The sequence below is a fragment of the Xanthomonas sp. NCPPB 1826 genome, from assembly GCF_056725285.1.
In genome coordinates this window covers 4161990-4179273 of the sequence record NZ_CM161521.1, presented here as the reverse complement: position 1 = coordinate 4179273, position 17284 = coordinate 4161990, and the positions used below count along the sequence as shown (strand labels likewise).

11 protein-coding genes are annotated in these 17284 nt (G+C 66.6%); 7 read left to right on the top strand and 4 right to left on the bottom strand.

Annotated elements, in window-relative coordinates; translation table 11 throughout:
• Window positions 1-138: 138 nt before the first annotated feature.
• Together AC1PLA_RS17435 and AC1PLA_RS17430 are read left to right on the top strand one after the other, a co-directional pair.
• Complete coding sequence (locus tag AC1PLA_RS17435) at window positions 139-1272, top strand: pectate lyase family protein (protein WP_039518897.1); 1134 nt, start codon at window positions 139-141, stop codon at window positions 1270-1272.
• Between the two features lie 251 nt (window positions 1273-1523).
• Window positions 1524-2666 (top strand): pectate lyase family protein, encoded by a 1143-nt coding sequence (locus AC1PLA_RS17430; RefSeq protein ID WP_102583500.1) that lies wholly within the window; start codon window positions 1524-1526, stop codon window positions 2664-2666.
• A gap of 93 nt (window positions 2667-2759) precedes the next feature.
• Here the strand turns inward: AC1PLA_RS17430 and AC1PLA_RS17425 are convergent, their stop codons facing one another.
• From AC1PLA_RS17425 to AC1PLA_RS17415, 3 genes are all read right to left on the bottom strand, one after another.
• A complete protein-coding gene (locus AC1PLA_RS17425) occupies window positions 2760-5594 on the bottom strand; it encodes a valine--tRNA ligase (RefSeq protein ID WP_481105032.1) in 2835 nt (944 codons plus the stop codon).
• 207 nt (window positions 5595-5801) lie between these two features.
• On the bottom strand, window positions 5802-6227 hold the full coding sequence (locus AC1PLA_RS17420) for a DNA polymerase III subunit chi (protein ID WP_047127277.1): 426 nt from the start codon (window positions 6225-6227) through the stop codon (window positions 5802-5804).
• A 121-nt stretch (window positions 6228-6348) separates the two neighbouring features.
• Window positions 6349-7833, bottom strand: coding sequence for a leucyl aminopeptidase (locus AC1PLA_RS17415; RefSeq protein ID WP_481105031.1), 1485 nt, complete (start codon window positions 7831-7833; stop codon window positions 6349-6351).
• A 107-nt stretch (window positions 7834-7940) separates the two neighbouring features.
• Here AC1PLA_RS17415 and lptF point away from each other — a divergent pair, with 107 nt between their 5' ends.
• Both lptF and lptG read left to right on the top strand, forming a co-directional pair.
• The gene (gene lptF, locus AC1PLA_RS17410; RefSeq protein ID WP_024939128.1) at window positions 7941-9023 is read left to right on the top strand and encodes an LPS export ABC transporter permease LptF; all 1083 of its coding nucleotides are present in this window, start codon (window positions 7941-7943) and stop codon (window positions 9021-9023) included.
• Entirely contained in the window at window positions 9020-10126 is a 1107-nt protein-coding gene (gene lptG, locus AC1PLA_RS17405; protein ID WP_104570688.1) for an LPS export ABC transporter permease LptG, read from the top strand. Before lptF ends, lptG begins: the two co-directional genes overlap by 4 nt.
• Before the next feature lie 154 nt (window positions 10127-10280).
• Here lptG and AC1PLA_RS17400 read toward each other — a convergent pair whose 3' ends face one another.
• Window positions 10281-10742 carry an RDD family protein gene (locus tag AC1PLA_RS17400; protein WP_104570687.1) on the bottom strand — a complete coding sequence of 154 codons (462 nt, stop codon included), beginning with the start codon at window positions 10740-10742 and terminating at the stop codon, window positions 10281-10283.
• A 187-nt stretch (window positions 10743-10929) separates the two neighbouring features.
• Between AC1PLA_RS17400 and xerD the strand changes: the two genes are divergently transcribed.
• The 3 genes from xerD (at window position 10930) to purL (ending at window position 17278) form a co-directional block, all read left to right on the top strand.
• On the top strand, window positions 10930-11901 hold the full coding sequence (xerD, locus tag AC1PLA_RS17395; RefSeq protein WP_016902882.1) for a site-specific tyrosine recombinase XerD: 972 nt from the start codon (window positions 10930-10932) through the stop codon (window positions 11899-11901).
• Between the two features lie 134 nt (window positions 11902-12035).
• Window positions 12036-12839 (top strand): DsbC family protein, encoded by an 804-nt coding sequence (locus AC1PLA_RS17390; protein ID WP_016902881.1) that lies wholly within the window; start codon window positions 12036-12038, stop codon window positions 12837-12839.
• Window positions 12840-13231: 392 nt separating this feature from the next.
• The gene (gene purL, locus AC1PLA_RS17385; RefSeq protein WP_481105030.1) at window positions 13232-17278 is read left to right on the top strand and encodes a phosphoribosylformylglycinamidine synthase; all 4047 of its coding nucleotides are present in this window, start codon (window positions 13232-13234) and stop codon (window positions 17276-17278) included.
• Window positions 17279-17284 lie beyond the last annotated feature (6 nt).

The following is a 17284-nucleotide window of genomic DNA, read 5'->3' as shown; positions in this document are numbered from 1 at the left end:
GATACAAGCCATTGCGATGCTCCTAGTATCGGTGCCGCGGAACTGAACATTACAGAGATGAAAAGTATGTTCCGCGCCTGCTAGACGAGGAGTGTGCCGCCGCGCGGCGCATCGAACCCATCCGAGGGAGACATCAAGATGAAGCCGAAATTTTCAACGGCGGCCGCCGCGTCGCTGTTTGTCGGGTCGTTGCTGGTCGTTGGCGTTGCCTGCGCCGATCCTGCACTGGAAGTTGCAACCACTGGTTGGGCAACACAGAACGGGGGGACCAAGGGCGGCTCCAAGGCGGCCGCTGCCAACATCTACACGGTCAAGACTGCCGCCGAGCTGAAGAACGCGCTGAAGGCCAGCGTGGGCAGCAACGGGCGCATCATCAAGATCAGCGGCATCATCGATATCAGCGAGGGCACGCCGTATACCAAGACCTCGGACATGAAAACCCGCGCGCGGTTGGATATCCCGACCAAGACCACGCTGATCGGCATCACCAGCAACGCGGAGATCCGCGAAGGCTACTTCTACGTCAAGGCCAATGACGTCATCATCCGCAACCTCACCATCGAAAATCCCTGGGATCCGGAGCCGGTCTGGGATCCGGATGACGGCAGCGCCGGCAACTGGAATTCCGAGTACGACGGCCTCACGGTCGAGGGCGCAACCAATGTGTGGGTGGACCATGTCACCTTCACCGACGGCCGCCGCACCGACGATCAGAACGGCACCGCCAACGGTCGCCCCAAGCAGCATCACGACGGCGCGATGGACGTCAAGAAGGGCGCCAACTTCGTCACCATTTCCTACTCGGCGTTCAAGTCGCACGAGAAGAACGACCTGATCGGCTCCAGCGACAGCGCCTCCAGCACCGACAGCGGCAAGCTCAAGGTGACCATCCACAACACCTTGTTCGAGAACATTTCCGCGCGGGCACCGCGTGTGCGTTTCGGTCAGGTGCATCTGTACAACAACTACCACGTCGGTAGCACCAGCAATAAGGTCTACCCGTTCTCGCACGCGCATGGCGTGGGCAAGGAGTCCAAGATCTTCTCCGAGCGCAACGTGTTCGACATCAGTGGGGTGAGCAGCTGCGACAAGATTGCGGCCGATTACGGCGGCAGCGTGTACCGCGACCAGGGCTCGCTGCTCAACGGCAAGGCGCTGACTTGCTCGTGGAATAGCAACATCGGCTGGACCCCGCCGTACACCTATAGCCTGCTGTCGGCCGACAAGGTCGCTGCGGACGTCAAGGCCAAGGCCGGCGCCGGCAAGCTGTAAGCGTTACCACCGCAACGCCGAATGCAGCGCCCGCAAGACGGGTGCTGCATTTGCGTGTGTGCACTGCATGCGGAGTAGACGCAAGCAGGAAAATAATTTTCAGAAACAGACTATTCAATACTTTTCATAAGCATTAGGGTCGAGTCGCGTTCGCTAGGGGACTGGCCTTGATGGCCTGGGCGATTGCATCGGGGAGCGCGTCGTCTCATGCGGCGCGCCATCGCGTTACTCATCCAAGAGAATTCATCACCATGTCGAAAGCATCGACAGTCGTTGGTCGTACCGTTGTGGGCGTCGTTCTGGGTGCTGCGTTGTTGTCTCCTGCGGCCTACGCTGCAGATCCGTCGCTGGACGTGGCCACCACCGGTTGGGCCACCCAGAACGGCGGAACCAAGGGCGGTTCCAAAGCCGCGGCGGCGGACATCTACACCGTCAGCACGGCAGCGCAGTTGAAGGCCGCGTTGAAAGCCAAGGCGGGCAGCAACGGCCGCATCATCAAGGTCAAGGGCGTCATCGACATCAGCGAAGGCAAGGCTTATACCAAGACCTCGGACATGAAGACCCGTGCGCGGTTGGACATCCCGACCAAAACCACGTTGATCGGCCTCGGTACCAATGCGGAAATCCGCGAGGGCTATTTCTACATCAAGGCCAACGACGTCATCGTGCGCAATCTCACCATCGAAAATCCATGGGATCCGGAGCCGAAGTGGGATGCCGACGACGGCGATAACGGCAACTGGAATTCTGAATATGACGGTCTGACCGTGGAGGCGGCCACCAACGTCTGGGTGGACCATGTCACCTTCACCGACGGTCGCCGCACCGACGACCAGAACGGCACCGCCAACGGCCGCCCCAAGCAGCATCACGACGGTGCGATGGACGTCAAGAAGGGTGCCAACTTCGTCACCATCTCCTACTCGGCGTTCAAGTCGCACGAGAAGAACAGCCTGATCGGCTCCAGCGACAGCGCCTCCAGCACCGACAGCGGCAAGCTCAAGGTGACCATCCACAACACCTTGTTCGAGAACATCTCGGCACGCGCGCCGCGTGTGCGTTTCGGCCAGGTGCACCTGTACAACAACTACCACGTCGGCAGCACCAGCAATAAGGTCTATCCGTTCTCGCACGCGCACGGTGTGGGCAAGGAGTCGAAGATCTTCTCGGAGAACAATGCGTTCGACATCAGCGGCGTGAGCAGCTGCGACAAGATCGCCGGCGACTACAAGGGCAGCGTGTATCGCGACCAGGGTTCGCTGATCAACGGCAAGGCGCTGAACTGCTCGTGGAACAGCAACATCGGCTGGAAGCCGCCGTATACCTATAGCCTGCTGGCCGCCAACAAGGTGGCTGCAGACGTCAAGGCCAAGGCCGGCGCAGGCAAGCTGTAACGCGTCTGCCACAGGCAACGCTGCGATGCGTGCAGCGTTGCACGTTTTCCCGCAACGCCCGCATCAGTGCGGGCGTTGTGCGTGTTGGCGGCGCTAGATCTTGGCGCGCTGTTCGCGCAGGCCGGTCAGTTGCGTGGTCCAGTCGTTCAGGCGCGCGCGCTCCTGCTCGACGACGACGGCCGGTGCGTTCTGCACGAAGGTGGCGTTGCCCAGCTTGCCATTGCACTTGCCGATCTCGCCTTCCACGCGCTTGATCTCCTTGTCCAGGCGCGTGCGTTCGGCATCCATGTCGACCAGGCCTTCCAGCGGCACCAGCAGGGTCAGCTCACCGACGATGGCCGTGGCCGACGGCGGCGTGTCCTGGCCGGCCTCCAGCCAGTCGATCGCTTCGAGCTTGAGCAGGAACGACAGCTGCGAGGCAAAGCGGCCAACACGGGCGCGATCGTCGGCAGTGCCGGCCTGCAGCAGCAGGCGCACCTGCTTGGACGGCGGCACGTTCAACTCGCTGCGCACACGACGCAGTGCCGACACCATCGACTTCAGCCATTCGACATCGGCCTCTGCGCCGGCGTAGCTGGCGGTATCGATATCGCCGGCCTGCGGGAATGCCTGCAGCGAGATCGTGGCGGCGGTGATGCCCAGGCGCGGTGCGACCTGCTGCCACAGTTCTTCGGTGACGAATGGGGTGAGCGGGTGCAGCAGGCGCAGCAGCGCTTCGAGCACGTAGAGCAGGGTGTGCCGCGTGCTGGCGGCAGCTTCGCTGTCCTGGCCATTGAGCGCGGGCTTGGCCAGTTCGACGAACCAGTCGCAGAACGCATTCCAGGCGAACTCGTACAGCGATTGCGCGAGCAGATCGAAGCGGTAGTTGGCGTAGTGCGCGTGGGTTTCCGCAGTGACCTTGTCCAGGCGCGCCAGAATCCATTGCTCGGCTTCGGTGCGCGGTTGCGGCACGCCGGCAAAGCGCGCGCCTTCGGTGTTCATCAGCACAAAGCGCGTGGCGTTCCACAGCTTGTTGCAGAAGTTCTTGTAGCCTTCGGCGCGGCCGAGATCGAACTTGATGTCGCGGCCATGCGTGGCGAGTGCGGCGATGGTGAAGCGCAGCGCGTCGGCACCGTGGGCGATGATGCCGTCCGGGAATTCCTTACGCGTGGCTTTCTCGATCTTCTCGGCCATGCGCGGCTGCATCAGCCCGTTGGTGCGCTTGGCCACCAGGTCTTCGATGCTGATGCCGTCGATGATGTCCAGCGGATCGAGCACGTTGCCCTTGGACTTGGACATCTTCTGGCCCTGTGCATCGCGGATCAGGCCGGTGATGTAGACATCGCGGAATGGCACCTGGCCGGTGAAGCTGTCGGTGGCCATGATCATGCGCGCCACCCAGAAGAAGATGATGTCGAAGCCGGTGACCAGCACCGACGACGGCAGGTAGCGCTCGAAGCCGCGCTCGGCCATCGCGTTCGCATCCGGCCAGCCCAGCGTGGAGAACGGCCACAGTTGCGAGGAGAACCAGGTTTCCAGCACATCGCTGTCCTGATGCAGCGCGACGTCCGCACCCAGGCCATGTTTCGCGCGCACCTCGGCTTCGTCATGGCCGACATAGCACTTGCCTGCCTCGTCGAACCACGCCGGGATGCGATGGCCCCACCACAGCTGACGGCTGATGCACCAGTCCTGGATGTTCTCCATCCAGTGGCGATAGGTGTTGATCCAGTTCGGCGGCACGAACTTGACCTGGCCGCTTTCGACCAGCTCCAGGCCGCGCCTGGCCAGCGCGTCCATCTTCACGAACCACTGGTCGGTCAGATAGGGCTCGATCACCTGGCCGGTGCGATCGCCGCGCGGCACCTGCAGCTTGTGTGGCTTGGTTTCGACCAATACGCCCAAGTCTTCCAGTTCCGACAGCACCAGCTTGCGGGCGTCATAACGATCCAGGCCGCGATAGCGCTCCGGCGCATCCTCGTTGATGGTGGCGGTGACGGTGAACAGATTGATCAGCGGCAGGTCATGTCGCACGCCCACCTGGTAATCGTTGAAGTCATGCGCAGGCGTGACCTTGACCACGCCGGTGCCGAAGGCGCGGTCGACATAATCGTCGGTGATCACTGGCACCTGCCGGCCGGTCAGCGGCAGCACGATGCGGGCGCTGTGCAGCGTGGCGTAGCGCGGATCTTCCGGATGCACCATCACTGCGGTATCGCCCAGCATGGTTTCCGGGCGCGTGGTGGCGACCACCAGGTAATCGCGGGTTTCGCGCAGCGTCTCGACGCCGTCGGCATCGTGCTCGACGTGCTCGTAGGTCACGCCATCGGCCAGCGGATAGCGGATCGACCACAGGAAGCCGTCTTCTTCGACGTTTTCCACTTCCAGGTCGGAGATCGCGGTCTTCAGCACCGGGTCCCAGTTGACCAGGCGCTGGCCGCGATAGATCAGGCCCTGCTCGTACCAGCGCACGAAGGCTTCGTTGACCGCAGCCGACGGCTGCGGGTCCATGGTGAAGGTGCTGCGCGACCAGTCGCTGGAGGTGCCCAGCCGGCGCATCTGGCGCTCGATGGTGTCGCCGGACTCGGCCTTCCATTCCCACACCTTGGCGATGAAGCCCTCGCGCCCGAGCGAGTCGCGCGTTTCACCGTTGCCTTCCAGGGCCAGGTTGCGCGACACCACCATCTCGGTGGCGATGCCGGCATGGTCGGTGCCCACCTGCCACAGCGTGTCGAAGCCGCGCATGCGGTGATAGCGCACCAACGCATCCATCAGTGTCTGCTGGAACGCATGGCCCATGTGCAGCGTCCCGGTCACATTCGGCGGCGGCAGCAGCACGGTATACGGCTCACCCTTGCCGGACGGCACGAAATAACCGGCCGCCTCCCACTGCGCGTATAGGCGCGATTCGAAGGAAGAGGGTTCGTAGCTGGAGGCGAGGGTGGTCATAGAGAGGCGGCGATTCGTTGTTCGGGATTCGGGATTGGTTGCGTCATGGGGCCGGCGAGAAGCACTGGCAATCCACTCATCAACATCAGCGGTGTGCGGCGGAGCGAGGATCAGCTATTCGGAAGTCGTCGTTGGATGCAGCCTCGGGGTGCGCAAAAAACCTGCTTTTGCCAATCCCCAATCCCAACTCCCCAATCCCCGCCCCTCTCACATGTCGTATTTGGTCAGTTCCAGGCCCAGGGCCTTGTACTGCTTCCAGCGCTCGCGCAGCGGTTCGCGGGCGGCGGGGTCGGCCGGGACGACTTCCAGTACGCGGTCGCAGGCGCCCAGGTAGGGGTCGTCGCGCAGGTTGATTACCAGCGGGCGCGAGGGAGCATCGAACTCCGGCGAGGCGATCAGCACCGGCGCCAGTTCGTCTTCCTCGTCGGTGCCGGCGATCTGGTGCGGGATGTAGGCCTCGTCGTCGAATGCCCACAGCAGATCGTCCAATGCCTCGGCCTGCGCGGCGTCGCGCGCCAGGATCAGCGTGGACAGGTTGGCGTCGTTGGCCTTGCGCGCCAGCTCGCAGACCAGCCGCAGCGGTTCGTTGAGGAAGCGCGGTTTGGCGATCAGGTAAAAGTCGGCACGGGGCATCAGGGCAGGGATTCGTTGAGGGGGATTCGGGATTGGCAACGGCAGGTCATGGCCGTCCGCACACTGCTACGGACGGCGGGATGCATGCGCTTTGCACGCATCCCGAATCTCCATTCCCCAATCACGCCGCGCCGCTTGCGGCGCGATCCAGCAACCACTGGGTCAGCAGCCCCACCGGGCGGCCGGTGGCCATGCCGCGCTTGCCTTCGTCGCTGGCGACGCCGGCGATGTCCAGATGCGCCCAGCGCTGGTTCTCGGTGAAGCGCGACAGGAAGCAGCCGGCGGTGATCGCGCCGCCCCAGCGGCCGCCGATGTTGTAGACGTCGGCGAAGGTGGAATCCAGCAGGCCCTGGTACTCGTCCCACAGCGGCAGGCGCCAGGCGCGGTCGAACACGTGCTCGCCGGCGGCCAGCAGTTCGTTGGCCAGGTCGTCGTGCTTGCTCATCAGGCCGGCGGTCTGGTGGCCGAGCGCCACCATGCAGGCGCCGGTCAGCGTGGCCACGTCCACCAATGCTTCGGGGTTGAAGCGCTCGGCGTAGGTCAGCGCATCGCAAAGGATCAGGCGGCCTTCGGCGTCGGTGTTGCCGACCTCGATGGTCTTGCCGGACATGCTGGTGATCACATCGGAGGGGCGGTACGCATTGCCGTCGATGGCGTTTTCCACTGCCGGTACCACCACCACCAGGTTGATCGGCAGCTCGGCCTTGACCGTGGCCACGAAGGTGCCGATGACGTTGGCGCCGCCGCACATGTCGTACTTCATTTCCTCGATGCCGCCCTGCGTCTTGAGGTTGACGCCGCCGGTGTCGAAGGTGATGCCCTTGCCGACCAGCACGTACGGACGCGCGTCGCCGCCGCCGTTCCACTTCAGCACGATCAGCCGCGGGCGGTTGGCCGAGCCACGCGCCACCGACAGCAGCGAGCCCATGCCGAGCGACTCCATCTGCGTCTCGTCCAGGATCTCGGCCTCGGCGCCGGGGAACTTGCCGGCGAACGCGGCGGCGGTTTCGGCCAGATAGGCCGGGGTGCAGTAGTTCGGCGGCAGGTTGCCCAGCTCGCGGGCGAATTCCACGCCCTCGGCGGTGGCCACGCCCACGGCCAGTGCGCGGGCGTCGTCGCCGGCGATCGCCAGCGTGGTCAGGCCGGTCTCGTCGACCTTCTTCTTGCCCAGCGTGGCGGTGTAACGGTAAGCGGCGTGGTCGCTGACGATGATGGCCTGGCGGATGTTCCAGGCGCTGTCGCGCGCCTTGACCGGCAATTCGGTCAGGGTGAGCAGGGCGGTGCCGACCGGGCCGGTCTTCAGCGCGCGGGTCGCGTCGCCCACCGCCTTGAGATACGGCGCCACGCCGAACTTGCCGGCTTCGCCCAGGCCGACCACCAGCACGCGCGGAGCGGCGACGCCGGGCAGGTCGTGCAGCAGGCTGGTGCTGCCGGTCTTGGCAGCCACATCGCCACGTGCCACCAGGGCCGTCAGACGGCCCTGGCTGGCGCTATCGAGTGCCTGGGCACCGGGCGACAGGGTCTTGTCGGCGAACACGCCAACCACGATGCAGTCGACGGCGGCGCTTGCCGGCGCGTCTTGGTTCAGGGTGAATTGCAGGGCCATTGATCAGATTCCGTAGGCAAATCCGTACAATCGCGGGCTGTTTACGCCAACCGGACTAGGCTGGCGCCGCCGCGAACGAATCCGAGAGTTTAAAACAAGCCCACCCCATGCCGAAGCTCGATCGATACCTGCTTAGCGATTTCACCCAGAGCTTCCTGGCCACCTTGATCGTGCTGCTGGTCGTCAGCGTCGGCGGTGTGCTGGTGGATATCCTCGGCAATATCGCCGATGGCCGCATCCCTGCTCGCTTGCTGCTGTCTCAGGTGGGCCTGCAATTCGTGGCGTATCTGCCGATCATCCTGCCGCTGGCGCTGATGCTGGGGCTGTTATTGGCACTGGCGCGGCTGTACCGCGATTCAGAAATGGCCGTCATCACCGCCATCGGTGTGGGCCCGCGGCGCATGTTGCGGCCGATGCTGATGCTGGTGGTGCCGGTGGTGGTGGTGATCGGGCTGTGCTCGCTGTGGCTGGGCCCCTGGGCCAGCCGCACCGCCGAGACCATGCTGGAAGACGCCAACCGCAGCATCGTGATGGCCGGCCTGGAGTCGGGCAAGTTCACCCCGCTGTCCGGTGGCGGGGTGGTCTACCTGACCACGATCTCGGCCGACGGCAAGGGCCTGGGCAAGGTCTTCATGCAGCGCCAGAAGGACGACCGCATCGATGTGGTCACCGCCGACCGCGGCGCGATGTTCTTCGAAGGCAAGGCCGACCGTTATCTGCGCCTGGAGGACGGTTACCGCATCGAGGGCCCGGCCGCCGGCAACACCCTGGACTACCGCCTGATGAAGTTCGCCAGCAACGATGTGGCCTTGCCCGACCGGACCCAGGTGCACGATGCCAACGATCCGGAAGTGATGTGGACCACGCAGTTGCTGTCGGACCAGCGCCCGGCCGCGCGCGCGCAGCTGCATGAGCGCCTGGCGCCGCCGCTGCTGGCGCTGGCCTTCGCGCTGCTGACCCTGCCGCTGTCGCGCAGCGCGCCGCGGCAGCAGCGGTATGGCCGGATCATGCTGGCCTTCCTGGCGTACATGGTGGGCACCAATCTGATGATCGTCGGCACCCAGTGGATCGCCAATGGCAAGACGCCGGCCGCGCTCGGTCTGTGGTGGCTGACCCTGCCGCTGCTGGCGGTGGCGATCTGGGCGTATGCGCGCGATGGCCGCGTGCGTCGGCCGAGGGTGCGCGCATGAGGCTGATGCCGCGGGTGCATGACTGGTACATCGGGCGCGCGGTGTTGTTCACCGTGCTGCTGACATGGGCGGTGCTGCTGGGCCTGGACCTGGTCAACGCCTTCGCCAGTGAGGCCAAGAACATCGGCCAGGGCAGTTACAGCTTTGGCCATGCGGTGGCCTATGTGGCCTATACCGTGCCGCGCCGGGCCTACACCTTGTTTCCCACCGCGGCGGTGATCGGCGCCTTGATGGGCCTGGGCCAGCTGGCGGCAACGTCCGAGCTCACCGCGCTGCGCGCGCTGGGGGTGTCGCGCAAGCGCATGTCGGCCTCGGTGGTGGCGGCCATGGCGCTGCTGACCGCCACCATGGTGATCAGTGGCGAGACAGTGGGGCCGTGGGCCCAGAACCAGGCCGATACCCTCAAGACCAGCGCCCGCTACAACAGCAATATGGCCGGCTCGCGCTATTCCGGCCTGTGGGCGCGCGAGGGCGACACCTTCCTCAACGCGCTCAGCGGTGAAGAAAAGCTGCTCGATGGCGGCGGCACCGCGCTGGACCTGCACGATGTGCGGCTGTACCACCTCGATGCCAGCGGCCGCATGCAGCAGCTGACCTACGCGGCGCTGGCCGAGAACCGTAATGGGACCTGGACGCTGCGCCAGGTGCGTCGCGACACCTTCCAGGAACGCTCGGTGCAGCGCGAAACCTTCCCCGAGCTGCCGTGGCAATCCCAGCTCAGCCCGGCGGCGCTGGCGGCCGGTCTGGCCAAGCCGCGCAACCTGTCCGCGCGCGACCTGGAACAGAGCATCGAGTACCGCCGCCGCAACGGCCTGGACGCACGCGACTACGAAGACCAGTACTGGAGCCGCTGGTTCTATCCGCTGAACGTCCTGGCGCTGTGCCTGGCGGCGATTCCGTTCTCGTTCGGTTCGCTGCGTAGCGGCGGCCTGGGCAAGCGGCTGTTTCTGGGCATCCTGTTCGCGCTGGGGTTCTGGCTGCTGCAGCTGTTCTTCGGCCGCATGGCCGGCGCACTCAAGCTGGATTACCGCATCGCCTACGCGCTGCCGCCGATGGTGATGCTGGGCGTGTCGGCGTGGCTGTTCCGACGGCGCAGTAGCTGACGCAGATGCGTCGGTTCAGCGTGTTCGGAACCGTGTTCTGCCTGTTCTAAGCAGCGCTTGCCGCTTCGTTCGTGCGGGCGGTCAGTACGTCGCATGACGGCCGCACTGTGGCGGCGCCTGGTGTAGAGATCGGCAAGAGGCCGGTCTAAGCGTTTCAGCGCTTCGGCGTGCGCTGCAGCCGGGTGCCGCTGGCGCGGTCGTGCCAGGCCAGGCGGTCGCGGTCCAGCCAGGCCCACCAGAACCCTACGCCAGCCAGGGCCAGCGACAGCGTGCCGACGGCATAGCGGATCCAGAGCGCGCGCCAGGTGGCTTGCGGGCCGACCAGCGACAACCGCCACGGGCGCATGCCCAGGGTCTGGCCACCTCGTCGCCAGCTGACGGTGGCGTACACCCCGGCGGCGATCCAGCAGCACAGCCACAACAGCCATTGCCAGCCGCTGAAGGGGGCGATGTTTTCGCGGGCCGGGTGCCCGGCAAGCGTAAAGCCCAGCGTGAACGCGGCGGAGATCAGCATCCACAGCGCCAGGACCGGCCAGGCGTCGTAGCACAGGGCCAGCAGGCGCCAGACCACCAGGGCGGGCGGTCGCGCGCTGCGCGGTGAAGGGGACGAGGTCATGCCGCGAGCATAGCCGGCGCAGGCGATCGGGCAACGTCGCGCTGCGGCAATCCCGCGCCGGGCCAGGCCTGTGCGTCGAGGCAGGAGCGATGTGGTGGGTGGCTTGTCGAGGCAAGCCGCACCGCCAATCCCGCGGCTGGCCAACACGGCGCGCCGCAAAGCGCGTGCCACGCTCTATGCTGTTGCGATGTCAGCCAGCAGTCCCGCCGAACGTCGCCAACTGGCGCAACACCTGCCACCGGTGCAGGCCGCCGATGCCGCCGCCATCGAACGCTTCCTGGACCGGTTGTGGGCCGAGCAGGGCGTGGCACGGCAGACCCTGGACAGTTACCGGCGCGACCTGGAAGGACTGGCGCGCTGGCGCGACGGTGCCGGCGGCGGCCTGCTGGGTGTCGATCGGGCGGCGTTGTTCGACTATCTGCGCTGGCGCTCTCAGGCCAATTACTCCCCACGCAGCACAGCGCGGCTATTGTCGACGCTGCGGGCGTTCTACGCGCTGTGCCTGCGCGATGGGGTACGTAGCGACGACCCGACGGCGCTGATCGACCCACCAAAGTTGCCCCGTAGCTTGCCCAAGGCGCTGACCGAAACGCAGATCGAGGCGCTGTTGGCCGCGCCCGAGATCGACACGCCGCTGGGCCTGCGCGACCGCGCAATGCTCGAGCTGATGTATGCGGCCGGCCTGCGCGTCAGCGAACTGGTCAACCTGCCGGCGGTGGGGGTCAACCTGCGCCAGGGCGTGCTGCGGGTCACCGGCAAGGGCAGCAAGGAGCGGCTGGTGCCGCTGGGCGAGGAATCCCAGCACTGGCTGGAGCGGTATCTGAGCCAGGCGCGCCCGCTGCTGGCCAGCCACAAGGCGGTGGCGGCAGTGGATGGTCAGGTGCCGTTGTTCATCGATGCAGCGCGGCAGCCGCCCAGCCGCCAGCAGTTCTGGGCGCTGGTCAAACGCTATGCGGCGGTGGCCGGGATCGACCCCGCCACGGTCAGCCCGCACGGGCTGCGGCACAGCTTTGCCACCCATCTGCTCAACCACGGCGCGGACCTGCGCGCGCTGCAGATGCTGCTCGGTCACAGCTCGCTGTCCACCACGCAGATCTACACCCTGGTGGCGCGTCAGCACCTGCAGAAGCTGCACGCCGCCCATCATCCGCGCGGCTGACTGCGGCTGCAGGCGCAGCGGCGGCCCGCCATGGCCCATTCAGCGGCTTGGCCGGTAAACAAGCATCCCGCTCGCTGCCTGGCTTCATCTGCGCTGTGCGAGAATCCATGCACCCCATTCCACTGGATGCGTGAATGTATCGTCTTGCCATCGCCGCGCTGCTGGGCGCAATCAGCCTTACCGCCTGCGCGCAATCCTCGCAGCCTGCGGCAAGCAATGCCGGCGCCAAGCCAGCTGCCGCCGCTGCCCCCGCCGCTGCGGGCAATGTGGACCAGCGTGTGAGCGTCGCGCTCAAGGCGCTGGATCCGGATTTCAAGCCGGACTACATCGGCGCCGCGCCGTTTCCCGGTTTCCGCGAAGTGGTGGTCGGCGGACAGGTGCTGTACGTCAGCGACGACGGCCGTTACCTGATCCAGGCGCAGCCGTTCGACATCCAGAACAAGCAGTTCGCTGCCAGCCCGGGCCTGCTGGCCTACCGCCGCAAGCAGCTGGAGACCGTACCCAAGGCCGACCGCATCGTGTTCGCGCCGGCAAACCCCAAGTACACCGTGACGGTGTTCACCGACGTGGAATGCGGCTACTGCCGCAAGCTGCACAGCGAGATCGGCGAGCTCAACAAGCAGGGGATCGCGGTGGAATATCTGGCGTTTCCGCGCATGGGCCTGGGCAGCCAGGACCACAAGGAAATGATCGCGGTGTGGTGCGCGGCCGACCGCAAGCAGGCACTGACCGCGGCCAAGTCCGGGCAGCCGGTGAATGCCAAGGACTGCAAGAACCCGGTGTCGATGGAATACACGCTGGGCCAGCGTCTGGGCGTCAATGGCACCCCGGCGATCTTTGCGCCGGACGGCACCCAGCTCGGTGGCTACCTGCCGCCGGCGCAGCTGCGTGAGGCGCTGGAAAAGCGCGCGGTCAGCACTGCCGGCGGCAGCCGCTGAGGTATCCGGCAGCGGCGCCGGGATGCCGGCCGCTGCGGCGGTCGGTGTGATCGATCAGGAGGCCGGAATGCATGCATTCCGGCCTCCTTGCGTTTCAGGGTCGGGCTGGCTGCACGGTTGATGCGGTGAGAGCGGCGGTGGACCGGTGGTGGCTAGCGCTGCCGACGTTGCCACCGCGCTGCGACCCGGCCCAAAGGCGTGCGTGCGGGTGAATCCCTGCTGGCATCGCCATCCGCCTTCGCCGTTGCCGCATCGGCCGGAATGCGCCGAATCCGGCCCGGGTTGTGCGAATGATCACTGCATGGATCGGCGGCCCACCCACGCCGGGTCCGGCGCCGACGCATCAGCTCCGTTACAATCTGCAGCCCCGTTTCTGACACGGTTCCCCGGACATGATGGTCCTCGAGGGCGCTTCCGCCCTTTCGCCGTTCCGCCGCGCTCGGCTCGAAACCCGCCTGCAAACCCTCGTTCCCGCGCTGCGCATCACCGGCGCCTGGCACGTGTACTTCATCCGCGCCGAGGCCGGGCAAGCGCCCGACCAGGCCACCTTGCAGCGGATCCTGCAGGCCGAAGCCGCCCCCGCGCCGCGGGCCGAGGATGCTTCCTCGCGCTATGTGGTGCCGCGTCTGGGCACCTTGTCGCCGTGGTCGAGCAAGGCCACCGAACTGGTGCGCGGGGCCGGGCAGCCGATCCAGCGCGTGGAGCGCGGCACCCGCATCGATCTGGCCGGCTGGCCGGCCGACGAGGCGATGCAGGCCGCCTTGGCCAAGCTGCTGCACGACCCGATGACGCAGTCGCTGCTCGGCTCGGCCGCGGCCGCCGAGGCGCTGTTCAACGTGCCCGATCGCGGACAGTTGCAGCGCGTGCCGCTGGCGGCGCTGGAACAGGCCAACCGCGACCTCGGCCTGGCGCTGGCGCAGGACGAGATCGACTACCTGCGCGAACGCTTCGCCGAGCTGGGCCGCGACCCGGCCGATGTCGAGCTGATGATGTTCGCCCAGGCCAATTCCGAGCACTGCCGGCACAAGATCTTCAATGCCAGCTGGACCATCGACAGCAAGCCGCAGGAACGCTCGCTGTTCCGCATGATCAAGCACACCCACCAGCAGACCCCACAGCACACCTTGTCGGCCTACAGCGACAACGCGGCGGTGGTGGAAGGCGTGCCGGCCGCGCGCTATCGCCCGGATCCGGCCAGTGGCGAGTACCGTGCCGAGGCGGTGCTGCCGTCGGCGTTTGCGATCAAGGTCGAAACGCATAACCACCCCACCGCGATCGCGCCGTTTCCCGGCGCCGCCACCGGTGCCGGTGGCGAGATCCGCGACGAAGGCGCCACCGGCCGCGGCGGCAAGCCCAAGGCCGGGCTGACCGGGTTCACGGTGTCGCACCTGCGCATCCCGACCCTGCCGCAGCCGTGGGAGGCGCCGCGCGCGCTGAACCCGCGCATGGCTCCGGCGCTGGACATCATGCTCGACGGCCCGCTCGGCGGCGCCGCGTTCAACAACGAATTCGGCCGGCCGAACCTGCTCGGCTATTTCCGCAGTTTCGAGCTTGCCGAAGGTGAGGGCCTGACCCGCGCCTACGACAAGCCGATCATGCTGGCCGGCGGCCTGGGCGCGATCGATCGCAATCAGGTCGAGAAGCTGCGCCTGCAGCCCGGCGATGCGGTGATCGTGCTGGGCGGCCCGGCGATGCTGATCGGCCTGGGCGGCGGTGCGGCCAGCTCGGTGGCGGCCGGCGACAGCGCCGAGGCGCTGGATTTTGCCAGCGTGCAGCGCGAAAACCCGGAGATGGAGCGCCGCTGCCAGGAGGTCATCGACCGCTGCGTGGCGCTGGGCAGCGACAACCCGATCCGCTGGTTCCACGACGTGGGCGCGGGCGGCCTGTCCAATGCCATCCCCGAGTTGCTGCATGACTCCGGCGTGGGCGGCATCATCGACCTGGGCCGCGTGCTCACCGACGACCCCTCGCTGTCGCCGCTGGAACTGTGGTGCAACGAATCGCAGGAGCGCTACGTGCTGGGCGTACCGCAGGCACGCCTGGACGAATTCGCCGCCATCTGCGCGCGCGAACGCTGCCCGTTTGCCGCCGTCGGCGTGGCCACGGCCGAGGAGCGGCTGGTGGTTGGCTATGGCGTGTTTGGGGACGGGAATCGGGATTCGGGAATCGGGAATGGCAACAGCACGCTGCCGGCTGCCGATGTCGCTTCTCGCCATTCCCCATTCCCCACTCCCGATTCCCCGCTCCCGATCGACCTGCCGATGGATGTGCTCTTCGGCAAGGCACCAAAGATGCATCGCGATGCGGTGCATCCGCCGGCTCCGCAGTGGCCGGTGCTGCAGACCGCCGCGCTGGACCTGCAGCAGGCCGGCCTGCGCGTGCTGGCGCATCCCACGGTGGCGTCCAAGAGCTTTCTGGTGACCATCGGCGACCGCAGCGTGGGCGGCCTGACCGCGCGCGAGCAGATGATCGGGCCGTGGCAGCTGCCGCTGGCCGATTGCGCGATCACCCTGGCCGGCTTCGACACCTTCGCCGGCGAGGCGATGTCGATCGGCGAGCGCACTCCGCTGGCGTTGTTGAACGCCGCCGCGTCGGCGCGCATGGCGGTGGGCGAGGCGATCACCAACCTGTGCGCCGCGCCGGTGCAGACGCTGGACAGCATCAAGCTGTCGGCCAACTGGATGGCTGCCGCCGGTCACGCCGGCGAGGACGCCCTGCTGTACGACGCGGTGCGCGCGATCGGCATGGAGCTGTGCCCGGCGCTGGAACTGAGCGTGCCGGTGGGCAAGGACTCGCTGTCGATGCAGGCACAGTGGGTTGTCGGGAATGGAGAATCGGGAATCGGGAATGGCAAAACGCCGCAGCCCTCCGCTTCCACCATTCCCCATTCCCCATTCCCCATTCCCGGTGAAACGCACAAGAGCGTTTCACCGGTCTCATTGATCATCAGTGCGTTCGCGCCGGTCGGCGATGTGCGCACGCAGTTGACGCCGTTGTTGCGCAGCGACGAAGAGAGCGAGCTGTGGTTGATCGGTTTGGGCGGCGGCAAGCAGCGCCTGGGCGGTTCGGTGCTGGCGCAGGTGTATGCCGACGCTGCGGCATTGCCGGCGTTCGGCGGCGAGGTGCCGGATCTGGACGATGCGCAGCGGCTGCGCAGCTTCTTTGAACTGATCCGCGCGGCGCGCGAGAGCGGCCTGTTGCTGGCGTATCACGACCGCAGCGATGGTGGTGCGTTTGCGGCGCTGTGCGAGATGGCGTTCGCCTCGCGGCAGGGCCTGGATATCACTCTCGATGCCTGGGGCGACGATGCGTTCCGCAGCCTGTTCAATGAAGAACTGGGTGCGGTGGTGCAGATCGCCAGTGAGGATCGCGCCGCGTTTGCCGATCTGGTCGAGCGGCATGCGCTGACCGAGTGCGCGCAGCGCATCGCACGCCCCACCGGCGCGCCGCGCATCCGCGTGAGCGGGCAGGGCCGGGTGCTGGCCGAGTGGCGTTGGGAAGCCTTGTTCGATGCCTGGTGGTCGGTGACGCACGCCATGCAGAAATTGCGCGACAACCCGGAAACCGCCGACGAGGAGCGCGCGCAGGCACGCGACTTCCAGGCGCCGGGATTACGTCCGAAGCTGGTGTTCGACCCGTCCGAAGACGTGGCCGCGCCGTTCGTGGCGACCGGCGCGCGGCCCAAGGTGGCGATCCTGCGCGAGCAGGGCGTCAACGGGCAGATCGAGATGGCCTACAACTTCGAACGCGCCGGTTTCCGTGCGTTCGACGTGCATATGAGCGATCTGATCGAAGGCCGTGTGGATCTGGCGCAGTTCTCCGGGTTTGCCGCCTGTGGCGGCTTCAGCTACGGCGACGTGCTGGGTGCCGGCCGTGGCTGGGCCACCTCGATCCTGGAGCGCTCGGCCTTGCGCGACGCGTTCGCCGCGTTCTTTGCGCGCAGCGATACCTTCGCGCTGGGGGTGTGCAACGGCTGCCAGATGCTCAGCCAGCTCAAGGACATCATTCCCGGTGCCGAGCATTGGCCGCGCTTTTTGCGCAATCGCAGCGAGCAGTTCGAAGCGCGCACCGCCTTGCTGGAGGTGGTGGAGTCGCCATCGATCTTCCTGCGCGGCATGGCCGGCTCGCGGATCCCGGTGGCGGTGGCGCATGGCGAAGGCCGCGCCGAGTTCGACACCGTGGTGGATCAGGCGGCTGCCCGGGTGGCCCTGCGCTTCATCGATGGCGATGGCGCGGTGGCATCGCAGTACCCGCTCAATCCGAACGGCTCGCCGGACGGCATCACCGGCCTGACCAGCAGCGACGGTCGCGCCACCATCCTGATGCCGCATCCGGAGCGCACCCCGCGCACGGCAAACCTGAGCTGGCACCCGGCCGACTGGGGCGAGGACTCGCCGTGGCTGCGCATGTTCCGCAACGCGCGGGTCTGGTGCGGTTGACGGTAG

Excerpts from the sequence above, each read along its gene's own strand:
- AC1PLA_RS17435 (WP_039518897.1), top strand. The coding sequence starts at position 139 with ATGAAGCCGAAATTTTCAACGGCGGCCGCCGCGTCGCTGTTTGTCGGG.
- AC1PLA_RS17430 (WP_102583500.1), top strand. The coding sequence starts at position 1,524 with ATGTCGAAAGCATCGACAGTCGTTGGTCGTACCGTTGTGGGCGTCGTT.
- AC1PLA_RS17425 (WP_481105032.1), bottom strand. The coding sequence starts at position 5,594 with ATGACCACCCTCGCCTCCAGCTACGAACCCTCTTCCTTCGAATCGCGC.
- AC1PLA_RS17420 (WP_047127277.1), bottom strand. The coding sequence starts at position 6,227 with ATGCCCCGTGCCGACTTTTACCTGATCGCCAAACCGCGCTTCCTCAAC.
- AC1PLA_RS17415 (WP_481105031.1), bottom strand. The coding sequence starts at position 7,833 with ATGGCCCTGCAATTCACCCTGAACCAAGACGCGCCGGCAAGCGCCGCC.
- lptF (WP_024939128.1), top strand. The coding sequence starts at position 7,941 with ATGCCGAAGCTCGATCGATACCTGCTTAGCGATTTCACCCAGAGCTTC.
- lptG (WP_104570688.1), top strand. The coding sequence starts at position 9,020 with ATGAGGCTGATGCCGCGGGTGCATGACTGGTACATCGGGCGCGCGGTG.
- AC1PLA_RS17400 (WP_104570687.1), bottom strand. The coding sequence starts at position 10,742 with ATGACCTCGTCCCCTTCACCGCGCAGCGCGCGACCGCCCGCCCTGGTG.
- xerD (WP_016902882.1), top strand. The coding sequence starts at position 10,930 with ATGTCAGCCAGCAGTCCCGCCGAACGTCGCCAACTGGCGCAACACCTG.
- AC1PLA_RS17390 (WP_016902881.1), top strand. The coding sequence starts at position 12,036 with ATGTATCGTCTTGCCATCGCCGCGCTGCTGGGCGCAATCAGCCTTACC.
- purL (WP_481105030.1), top strand. The coding sequence starts at position 13,232 with ATGATGGTCCTCGAGGGCGCTTCCGCCCTTTCGCCGTTCCGCCGCGCT.